We start from the raw sequence: 9,878 nt of genomic DNA on the forward strand, positions 1-9,878 counted from the left end.
AAATGCCTAATGAACATTGATTCTAAGGTGCACTATGATTTATAAATCCCACCTTAAGCACTATTAAGGAAATGACGAAAACACTCGATATTTATAGGTAAGAAGAATTTGATTCGGCGTTCGTCCGCGTTCGAGAAGAGGAGAGGGGAAAACATGAGAACCCATGTCATGGAGTTACAGGAAGGAGATCGGTTGAAGACGGATATTTTCAACCGGGCTGGGCTGCACATACTTCCCAAGGGAACCAGTATACATACGGAGGAAATTGCCCTCCTGATTCGGCAAAGCATTGACTATGTAGATATTGAATTGCGTGAAGGGGAAGCGGTGTCTGCTTCCAAGGACCCTAAGGAATTTACTCAGCGGCTGAGAGATAATTTTTACTTTACGCTGAAGGGCTATCAGTCCTTGTTCCTGGAGGCGCTCACGACCGGGAAGTTCAACCAGTCGATGGTCGACCGCCATTTGGTACCCATGCTTGAGGTACTGGACCGCAATAAGGATGTCGTGTCGTTGCTGATTGCTTTTAGCGAAGAAGATGTAACCATTTACAATCACTCCCTGCAGGTAGGGCTTTTATCCTATTACATTGCTACCTGGCTCGGTTATTCCGCCGAGGAATGTTATGAGATCAGTAAAGCGGGTTATCTGCATGATATCGGGAAGAGTAAGGTCCGCCAGTCGATTCGCAACAACGATCATGAATTGACCGAGGAAGAGCGGGAGGAAATGAAGCGTCACACGACTTACGGCTATGAGATTATTCGCGATTCAACGGGAGAGGATATCACGGCTTTGGTAGCCTTGCAGCATCATGAATACGAGGATGGTTCAGGGTACCCGGGCAAGTTGCCTAAGGAGAAGATTCATCCGTATGCGGAGATCGTAGCTGTAGCTAATACTTATATTGGCCTCGCCTCGCCGGATGAGAACCGCAATCGTCAGGACCTCTTGACGGTGCTGCGGAGGATTTATGAGCTTGGATTTGGCAAGCTAAATGAGAAGGCTGTCCAAGCGTTAACGCGCAATCTGCTGCCGAACTTTATCGGTAAGCGGGCCAAGCTGAGTAACGGAGAGACGGCTACCATCGTGTGGAACAATCCGATGGATATCTTTAAGCCCCTCGTGCAGGTCGATGAGGAGCAGTTCCGCGATTTGTCGCGGGAGCGTTCGATTGATTTGGAGCAGGTGTTTATTTAATAAAGTTATGATCAGACTGGTAAAAGGCAGCGGAGCAAATGCTCTGTTGTCTTTTTTTGCAATATATTATACTTGGCTCAGGTTGTTTACTCATCCCATCCATAGAAAGGCAGATGAACATCATGTTCTTGTACGATCATGCGCAAGTGGAGAAAATACGGAATCACGCGTTGGAAAGGGAACAGCGCGGGGAGATAGAGGCTTGGCTATTGGAACTAATCTATGACGCGAAGTTGTTCAAGGCGTTTGTTCCGCAAGAGCTTGGAGGACGTGGTGCCGGGATGCCAGAGGCATTGCGGCTGTTTGAGCAGGCATCCTGGATTGACGGTGCCTTTGGGTGGCTTGTGACGATTGGCGCAGGTGGTGGGTTCTTCTCCGCGACCTTGCCGGAGCAGGAAGCAGTGGCGCTATTCTCAGGCCGCGACGCGGTGCTTGCAGGCAGCGGGATGCCGACAGGGACGGCGCAAAGGACGGAAGGCGGATACATCGTCAGCGGGGAATGGAAGTATTGCAGCGGATCGACCTATGCGAGCTTCTACACGGCGAATTGTATGATTGAAGGAGAAGGGGAGCCGCTTATGCGTTCCTTCGCCTTCCTACCGGAGCAGGTTGAGGTCATACGCGACTGGAATTCACTTGGATTGCGCGCGACTTCCAGTCATTCCATCAAGGTACAAAGCTCCTTTGTACCGGAGAACATGACGTTCGATATCGCTACTGAACCTCGCTATGACGATCCAATTTATCGTGTGCCGTTCCTGCCGTTCGCTCAAACCTCGTTTGCGGCGGTATCAATAGGGATTGCACGCCACTTTCTGGAGGAATGCCGTTCCCTGGCTGCTCATAAGGCTTGGGAGTGGAGCGAGATGCAGTCACGGCGTCTGGAAGCTCTGCTTGAGGCGGTGGATCGGGAAGAACAATGGCTGACTGAAGCAAGCCACCTGTTCCATACCATAGTTGAATCCTCGTGGGAGACGTTCGTTCAAGAAGGGGAGCTATCCCCGGAGCTTTGGGACGAGGTGGGACAGGTTAGCCAGCAGACAGCCAGCACCGCGCGTAGCGGTGCACAGACGGTGTTCCCGCTGCTCGGTATGACGGGGCTCCAGCAGAATCATCCGCTGAACCGCACTTGGCGGGACTTGCATACGGTGACGCAGCATTCCGTGCTCCTGAGTCTATAGCCTTTAGCCTGGATGATGGCTGTGGGAGGAATTCAAGCCCTTATCCCTATTGTGTCTCTTGCACATTCCCCATATAATAGCAGTAATTTTTAGCTAGAGCTAACGTTCTGCTTATGTCTAGAAAGGAGTGTCACGATGAGGACAAAGGGTAACTTGAGTATATTATGGCTAAGAGGAACGGCCATGAGCTTGGTATTGGCATTGTTCCTGGCTGTGCCGTCTGCGATGGCGGCGTCTGAAATTAAAGTATACGTAGATGGTCAGCAGGTATCTTTCTCCATCCATCCCCAAGTGCAAAATGGTTCTACCATAGTACAATTGCGGCCTTTAATTGAGGCATTAGGCATTAAGGTGGACTGGCAGCCTAAGACGGGCACGGTACAAGGTCAGAAGGGGGAGAACCAGTTCTCCCTCATTATTGATAGCCGTAAGGCTAAGGTCAACGGCAAAGAGGTTGCGTTGGATAGTCCGGGGCGCGTGCGCAATGGTCATACCCTGGTACCGCTTCGGTTCATAGGAGAAGCAACAAGCGCGGTGGTTGGCTGGAATCCTGACCAGCGGATCATTCAAGTCTTTAGCCCCGAGTATATTGCGAAGCAGGGGTGGGATCAGGCTGAGGCGCAGCGTAGAGCGAATCAAGCTCAGTCCTCCCAGCAAGGACAGGAGCCCGTTCCTTCCGGGCAGGGAGTTAGTGGCCTGTATGCCCGGCATTCGCTTGATTTGCAAGGGACGGCTGGCTGCGGTGGCGTATGCTGGGATACTTTCTATTTCGTTGATGATCGCTATGTTGTCACTGAATTGCCCGAGACAGGCGTCGATCAGATTAAAGGTAGTGAGGGCGGCTCTCTAACTTATCAAATTAAGGGAGATCAATTGATCTTGGGCAATGGCACTACTCATGCCTTGAAACGGGGTACTAACGGATCGCTCGTTATTGATGGCGAGGAATACACACGTTATGGGCCGTCTACGGGCAAGAAGCTGGATGGAAAATATGAAGCTAGTGGCTATACTGCTTTGCCTGGCGGAGGTGGGTTGGCGAAGACCAATACGCTGATTTTCCGCCCTGACGGCAGCTTTGTGGATAGCCAGTGGACGGGAAGTACATCTGATGGCTCCAGCGACACAGGTAATGATACAGGTACCTCAACAACCATTGCTGGTGCTTCGGAGGCTTCTGGTACGTATTCCATTTCCGGGTACACCATCACTCTCCAGTACAAGGACGGCACGAAGGTACAGCGCATGTTCTTTGTAGCCGGCAACGATGAGAAGCTGCTGCGTATTGGAGAAGGTGATTATTTGTGGCAGGATGTCATTCCGCCTTATCAGAACCAGTTAGTTGAGGCGGGTATGGTTCATAAAGAGGTGTACAAGGAAAGAACACCTGATTTCAAGGAAGAACGGGCAGGGATTCAATTCCGTATGCCGGGCTACCAATGGGCTAAGTTGAGTGTCAAGCCTGCTTATGCCAGTAACTTTAGTGACTTTGGCAATTCGGATATTATTGAGTTGACTGTTAAATATGTGGTCACGAATAATACGAAGGAATCCATTAATGTCAATGCGATAAAAACATCCATTCGCACAACAGGAATCGAGGCTGCACTGCAAGAGACTACGAACTTACGTAAGCCCGTGCCTGATGAATTGAAGGCAGGAGCCAGTCTAGAGAGGTTGGCCATCTTCTTATTGCCCGCAGAGCTATTGGAGCAAGTAGATAGTATGGAGATGTCGATTGCAAACGTAGAGAATACGAAAGGGCAAGATTTGCTGCAAGGGGAATGGGTGGGCTTTTCCATTTTCGATTAACTATAAGAGGGCCTGCATGCTAGTCTATTGAACTGGCTTGCAGGCCCTTTCTATTAAACAGGATGGTTAATTCGCTATCTTTTCATAAACATGAAAATAGTAAATATAGGGGTTTTGAGCATTTTGAATTCCTTGTTGTGTGGATACTTCTTGCCATTGACTCCTATCGATTTCAGGAAAAAAGGTATCGCCCTCCCCCTTTCAGTAGGAATTATAGTGGCTTGTCCGGATTAGCTTCGCTCAGTTGAAGCAGCGTATGGGCCACCTCGACGCCGTTCACCAGCAGGGCGATTCGGTGCTCACCAGGGTAATGCCGCCGAGTTGTAAGGTCAGCCCAACTGTGACGACGAGAGCTGCTCAGTTTCGTATTCCCCGGAACGGTCTTGTCGGAGAGCAGGAACAGCTTACGTGAAGTGCGCCCACTTGACTTGACGAAGTCAATGCCATATTCAATTCGCACTTTAGCTGGCTCGCCTGGACGAAGGGTCAGCTCGTAGTGCAACTCGCAGCTATCTCCGATTCGCAGGGTATCCAGGTCTACTGAGATCGCAGCGGATTCAGCCAGTGGTGTGTCTCCGCTGGCTTGGGCATATCCGAACAACTCCAGCGCAGCCGGACCAGCCTTGCGGACCAGGGTTCGGCAGCCATGGCGCACGATCCAGTCGGTGTGTGGGTGCGTGCCTTTCCACCGATGAGCCAGATCAAGCACCAGTTCGGGATGGTCCTTCGCAATATCGTTCAGGTTATTGGCAACGCTCTTGCGTACATATAGGCTAGGGTCTGCCTTGAGCCGCTCCAGAATAGGCAGGATGGGGGCGGGGGCCTGCTTGAAGGGTGCTAGCGCTTGTCCCCAAGGCAATCGGGGCCGACAGCCTTCACTAGCTAAGCGGCGAACGTGTTCATTGTCGTGCTTGGACCACTCCTCCATTTGTCGCATCATCCGTTCAGGATCACGCAGTATAAAAGAGCGAACAGCAAATTCAGCAGAGGATTTGGGCGTAAAGCGCTCTAACGCTTGCATGGCCAGAGACCAGTCCGCTTCGTTGCTGCCGAACACCTCCACAAAATCCGGGAAGAACAAGTAAGGGAAGCCGGTGCAGTCTTCCACCACGGCATACAATACCTTAACGGCATCCGCAAAGGTCGAAGGCAATTGCTGCCCCAGCTTTAGCGTAATTTGCCGCATCCGTGCCTTCAGTTCTCGTTCTTCCCATGTACTATCCATCGTATCTGTCACGAATTGCTCGGGATTGAAGGATGGATAAACCGCGTGGATCTTATCGCCAAACCCTTGCAGAAAAGCTTCGCTATATATGGATTTTAATGTCTCGGCCATCGTTAGTTCCCCCTGTTCCTGTACAGACTTCAGGGTTATATTCTACTATAGCGCGGCAGACGCTGTCACGTTCTTAGCCAAGGCTTGGAGCATCAGCCAGTTCTTTGCCGGTTCCAGATGGGCTCGGCATACAGATTGACCAAATCGCTGCCACATTCCTTGCCGGTATCGTAGGAGCGGTTGCCCAGCACTTGCTGGAAGTCTTCCAGCTTGACCGCAAGGGTAGTCGGGTCTTCCTGGCTGTGATGCAGCCACTGCGCAAGGGCATGAAGGACCTGTCGTCCATCTTCCAATGCCTGTTCCCAAAGCTCCCACACACTTTCCCGGCGGATCTCGGAATAAATAGCGGAATGTCTCCACTCTGTTCGCTGCTCGTTGAGATAATCGGGGATATCCTGGTTGGAGAGGAGTGAAGTTGAGGGATAAAGGAGCTGCCCCAGCACCGGAGGAACCAATGATTTCTTCCAGCCACTCGGGTCGTAAAGCAAACGATGTGCGAGTACCATGTCCTTATAGGCTTGTTGCCAGCCGTGGAAGGATAGACCGGTCACCTCGGGATAAAGGCTTAATGATGTATCGTGTAAAATTTGGCGGATGGACCGGGGAAGTCCTTGGGCGAGCTCAATCTTCTTCCAGCCCTGCTCATGGGAGATATCCACTTGCTTGGCACGATATAGGAAATGAGCATCCAAGGCGATTTCAAAGCGTTGATGGTCCAGACGCTGGTAGCCTGCTTTCCAGTTAATATAAGGGTGCAGATTGCGATCGAGTAGATGATGGGTCAGGAAACCGAGGAAATAAATGAATGCTGGAGTACGCTCCGGCTCGGATAATTGCAGACTACTTTGCCATAAATCAATCAGGGTAGGGCCGCAGTTCTGGCTGTGCATAAGATTACCGAGATGGGTCATGCTACTTGGCTTGCGCCAGGACAGGAAGCCATGGAAGAGTAGAAAATCCGGTCCCTGGCAGCCCATTTGATAGAGGTTCTCGTGGTGGTGAAGCTGGTTCAGAAATGGCAAGCGGTCTCGAAACTCAGCAGCAAGCCGCCGACCATATTCAATATGCATCCAAAGGGCTGGCATAAGCTTTCCTCCCGCTAAAATGATGAGTCAAATCTCTTTCCTTCCCAGCATAAGTAACGGGTATCATGGGAGCGTAAAAAGCGATGCGTCTTCGTGTAAATATTGAAGGACATACGCGAGGAGTTACTGCCTTTTGTTGCTGTATTTTCAGGGGAAGTGCTAGGATAGAGAGGTAGGGAGTGACAAAAAATGTCGGAAGTAAAAACAAATGCGATGCGCATGCTGGATAAATCCAAGATTGAGTACAAGGTTCATATATATGAAGGACAGGACAAGCCTGTAAACGGCACCATGGTAGCGGAGAAAATCGGGGAAGCGGCGGAGAAGGTCTATAAAACGTTGGTTGCCCATCATGGTAATGATTATTTTGTGTTTGTTATTCCGGTGGCAGAGGAACTGGATTTGAAGAAGGCGGCCAAGGCTGCTGGAGTTAAGAAGATCGAAATGCTTCCGCTCAAGGATTTGCAGGCAGTAACGGGCTATATTCGCGGCGGCTGCTCTCCGGTGGGCATGAAGAAGCTGTTTCCGACGTTCATTGATAGCCTGGCCGTGCGTTTGGACACATTGCTGGTTAGTGCCGGCAAAATCGGGATGCAAGTCGAGCTTGCTCCAGAGGAGCTTGTCAGCCAGATTAGAGGACAATTTGCTTCATTAATTCGTGACGCAGAGTAAGGATTTGATTCGCCCTTAACAATCGTTGTCTATAATCGGGGTATGCTCCACTAAAATGATACCTATAAAAGGATGGCTGATGTGATGGGCATTCATACGTACTTTCGATCTTTAAACGAATTGGAACGCATTTACCGCTGTCCAGGCAAATTCAAGTTTGAGGTGCATAGTGTGGCAGCGCACTCCTGGAAGGTCGTGCAGTATGCGAAGACACTGGCTGATATCGAGGAGCAGCACGGTACGGCTATCGACTGGAAGAAGCTGTACGAGATTACGAGCAGCCATGATTATGGAGAGATATTTATCGGTGATATCAAGACGCCGGTGAAGCATGCGTCCATTGAGTTGCGCAACCTGATCCTCCAGGTGGAGGAAGGGATGGTTCACAATTTTATCGAGGAGCATATTCCTGAGGAATTCAAGCCAACCTTCCGGCGTCAGTTGCGCGAAGGGAAGGATGATTCTGTGGAGGGACTGATCCTTGAGGTTGCTGACAAGCTGGATCAAGTCTACGAGGCGTTTGCTGAGCTGCTGCGAGGGAACACCGAGAAGGAATTCGTCAAAATGTATCGTGATGCTCTGATCAAGATCAAGCAGATTGACCTGCACTGCGTTGATTATTTCCTCCGCGAGATATTGACTGACATGGTCAATGAAGAGACGATGTCAGCCATTGATATCAAGCGCATTACCCAGGAAGCACTGGATAGCTAAGCCCTTACAGGTAAGGGGCAATACAGCTTCGAAACACATGGACCGGAGGACGGTCTTTTTTTCGTTTATCATCCGTTAACACAACGACGGTATTAAGTCCCGGTATAACATAGATGAACTGTCCGCCGTAACCCTGGGCGAAAAAATAATCAAAGCCAGCGGACGCACCAGAACCTCCCTCGGGTCCTGCCGCATAGGTGTCTGTCCACCAATGCCAGGCATAGCAGCCGCGGCGCGGGGCTTCTACATCGATGGCAGGCTGCACGGATAACGCAGATAGCTCGGAACTGATCAGGCCGCGACCGTTCCAAACGCCCTGATGCAGATAGAGCAGCCCGAACTTGAGCAGGTCGGCGGGACGAAGTGACAGTCCAAAGCCGCCGGTATGGATGCCTTGCGGGTCCTGCTCCCAGTGGTAAGCTTCAATGCCCAGCGGGCCGAACAGATAGCGCTCGGCAAACTCGGCGGTTGGCAATCCGGAAGCTTGGACCAGAACAGCGGATAGCAATTGCGAACAGCCGGAGTTATATTCCATCCGGTCCCCGGGAAGATCAGCCATCGGCTGCTCCAGGGCAAAGCGGACCCAATCCGGGGAACGGGTCATCCGCGGGAACGAATTATGCCCGCCGAATTCGGTCCAGTTCCACCCGCCGGACATGGTGAGCAGATGGCGCAGGGTAATATCCCGCTTGCGCGCGTCCTTGTCGTCCTTCAACGAGGGAAAGAAATCGCTGATTCGGGTGTCGGGCTTGGGCAGCAACTTCATGTCCATAGCGATACAGATCAGCGCCGACAGAATACTCTTGGTGCAGGAATTAATTTTGGCAATTTCATCTACAGTATGTACGTCTCGATAATGTTCAAGCACAAGCTGCCCCTGCTGACTGATCAAGCAGCTTCTCAGGTGCAGCGGCGTCAAGGCTGAAGAGATGGCAGACAGGTTCATGGTGCAGTTCCTTTCTCAGGGTCAGTAGTAAATTAATGACGAGGTGCCCACAGCATGATGGAGACGCCAACGAGGCAAATGGCTGCTCCTGCCCAATCATAGGAGTCCGGCGTTTTCTTATCGACCCACCAGCCCCAGAGTACAGCCAAAATAATAAATACTCCGCCATAGGCGGCGTAAACACGTCCAAAGGCCGGGAATTTCTGCAGGGTTGGAATGATACCGTAGAGCATCAGGATAATTCCCCCGGTTAGTCCGTACCAGAGAGGTCTGGATTCGCGCAGCCAGAGCCACACCAAGTAACCACCGCCGATCTCGGCTAGCCCGGCCACGATGAACAATATGATGGCAAATATCATGATCTCATTCCTTTCATTACCTAGTTCCTTGATTGTATCATGGTTCCCGCAAGATGAAACCTTTATGATAACTATGGCCTTCACGGCCAATCTCGGTTAATATAAATATTAAATTTTAAGATATCATAGGGAAAGTTCAATTGAAATATTCAAGTGAAGGAGAGAATTTGAAGATGGATAGAGTACAATCGCAGGAACAATTCGAACAATTGGTGCAAAGAGATCAGTATACGGTGATCAAGTTCGACACGACCTGGTGCCCGGACTGCAAAACCCTGGACCGCTTTATCGGGGGGATCGTGGAGGAACATGGGGATAAAGACTTCTATGCGATGGATGCGGAGGAGTTTCAACCGTTGGCGGAGGCGAATGAGGTTCGTGGCATTCCGAGCTTGCTGGTTTATCGGAACGGCGAGAAGATCGCGCATCTGCATAGCAAGTTTGCCAAAACACCAGGGCAGGTTAGCGAATATCTGAACAGCTTGGAATAGGCAGGAGTGGCTAGCCAAAGGATTTGACTATGCTCTAATGAACAGAACAGGCAGTAGCCAGAGCAGGAGAGGTTGCTTTGGC

The 9,878-nt window shown here is 50.8% G+C and carries 10 protein-coding genes and 1 pseudogene; 6 read left to right on the forward strand and 5 right to left on the reverse strand.

Annotated features, from left to right (window positions below; translation table 11 throughout):
* The first annotated feature begins 153 nt into the window (after positions 1-153).
* The 3 genes from BN3279_RS18195 to BN3279_RS18205 all read left to right on the forward strand — a co-directional run bounded on the left by BN3279_RS18195 (position 154) and on the right by BN3279_RS18205 (position 4,193).
* Positions 154-1,200 carry an HD-GYP domain-containing protein gene (locus tag BN3279_RS18195; RefSeq protein WP_059052716.1) on the forward strand — a complete coding sequence of 349 codons (1,047 nt, stop codon included), beginning with the start codon at positions 154-156 and terminating at the stop codon, positions 1,198-1,200.
* Between the two features lie 128 nt (positions 1,201-1,328).
* Positions 1,329-2,381 (forward strand): acyl-CoA dehydrogenase family protein, encoded by a 1,053-nt coding sequence (locus BN3279_RS18200; protein ID WP_232436881.1) that lies wholly within the window; start codon positions 1,329-1,331, stop codon positions 2,379-2,381.
* 135 nt (positions 2,382-2,516) lie between these two features.
* The gene (locus tag BN3279_RS18205; RefSeq protein WP_082673122.1) at positions 2,517-4,193 is read left to right on the forward strand and encodes a copper amine oxidase N-terminal domain-containing protein; all 1,677 of its coding nucleotides are present in this window, start codon (positions 2,517-2,519) and stop codon (positions 4,191-4,193) included.
* A gap of 66 nt (positions 4,194-4,259) precedes the next feature.
* On the opposite strand, the pseudogene BN3279_RS23510 reads toward BN3279_RS18205, so the two are convergent.
* From BN3279_RS23510 to BN3279_RS18215, 3 genes and pseudogenes are all read right to left on the reverse strand, one after another.
* A pseudogene (locus tag BN3279_RS23510) lies at positions 4,260-4,388 on the reverse strand (dihydrofolate reductase); the annotation flags it as partial.
* Between the two features lie 16 nt (positions 4,389-4,404).
* The gene (locus BN3279_RS18210) at positions 4,405-5,529 is read right to left on the reverse strand and encodes a DNA alkylation repair protein (RefSeq protein ID WP_059052722.1); all 1,125 of its coding nucleotides are present in this window, start codon (positions 5,527-5,529) and stop codon (positions 4,405-4,407) included.
* A gap of 92 nt (positions 5,530-5,621) precedes the next feature.
* Positions 5,622-6,614 carry a zinc dependent phospholipase C family protein gene (locus tag BN3279_RS18215; RefSeq protein WP_059052724.1) on the reverse strand — a complete coding sequence of 331 codons (993 nt, stop codon included), beginning with the start codon at positions 6,612-6,614 and terminating at the stop codon, positions 5,622-5,624.
* 189 nt (positions 6,615-6,803) lie between these two features.
* Between BN3279_RS18215 and ybaK the strand changes: the two genes are divergently transcribed.
* Together ybaK and BN3279_RS18225 are read left to right on the forward strand one after the other, a co-directional pair.
* Entirely contained in the window at positions 6,804-7,286 is a 483-nt protein-coding gene (gene ybaK, locus BN3279_RS18220; protein ID WP_059052726.1) for a Cys-tRNA(Pro) deacylase, read from the forward strand.
* Between the two features lie 84 nt (positions 7,287-7,370).
* Positions 7,371-8,000: a YfbR-like 5'-deoxynucleotidase gene (locus BN3279_RS18225; protein ID WP_059052727.1), complete on the forward strand. Its 630-nt coding sequence runs from the start codon at positions 7,371-7,373 to the stop codon at positions 7,998-8,000.
* A gap of 4 nt (positions 8,001-8,004) precedes the next feature.
* Here BN3279_RS18225 and BN3279_RS18230 read toward each other — a convergent pair whose 3' ends face one another.
* Together BN3279_RS18230 and BN3279_RS18235 are read right to left on the reverse strand one after the other, a co-directional pair.
* Positions 8,005-8,946 (reverse strand): serine hydrolase domain-containing protein, encoded by a 942-nt coding sequence (locus BN3279_RS18230; protein ID WP_059052729.1) that lies wholly within the window; start codon positions 8,944-8,946, stop codon positions 8,005-8,007.
* A gap of 32 nt (positions 8,947-8,978) precedes the next feature.
* On the reverse strand, positions 8,979-9,305 hold the full coding sequence (locus tag BN3279_RS18235; protein WP_059052731.1) for a YnfA family protein: 327 nt from the start codon (positions 9,303-9,305) through the stop codon (positions 8,979-8,981).
* Between the two features lie 173 nt (positions 9,306-9,478).
* Between BN3279_RS18235 and BN3279_RS18240 the strand changes: the two genes are divergently transcribed.
* Positions 9,479-9,796 (forward strand): thioredoxin family protein, encoded by a 318-nt coding sequence (locus BN3279_RS18240; RefSeq protein ID WP_059052733.1) that lies wholly within the window; start codon positions 9,479-9,481, stop codon positions 9,794-9,796.
* The last annotated feature ends 82 nt before the right edge of the window (positions 9,797-9,878 follow it).

Origin of the sequence: Paenibacillus senegalimassiliensis (assembly GCF_001486585.1) — a bacterium.
Lineage (GTDB): Bacteria > Bacillota > Bacilli > Paenibacillales > Paenibacillaceae > Fontibacillus > Fontibacillus senegalimassiliensis.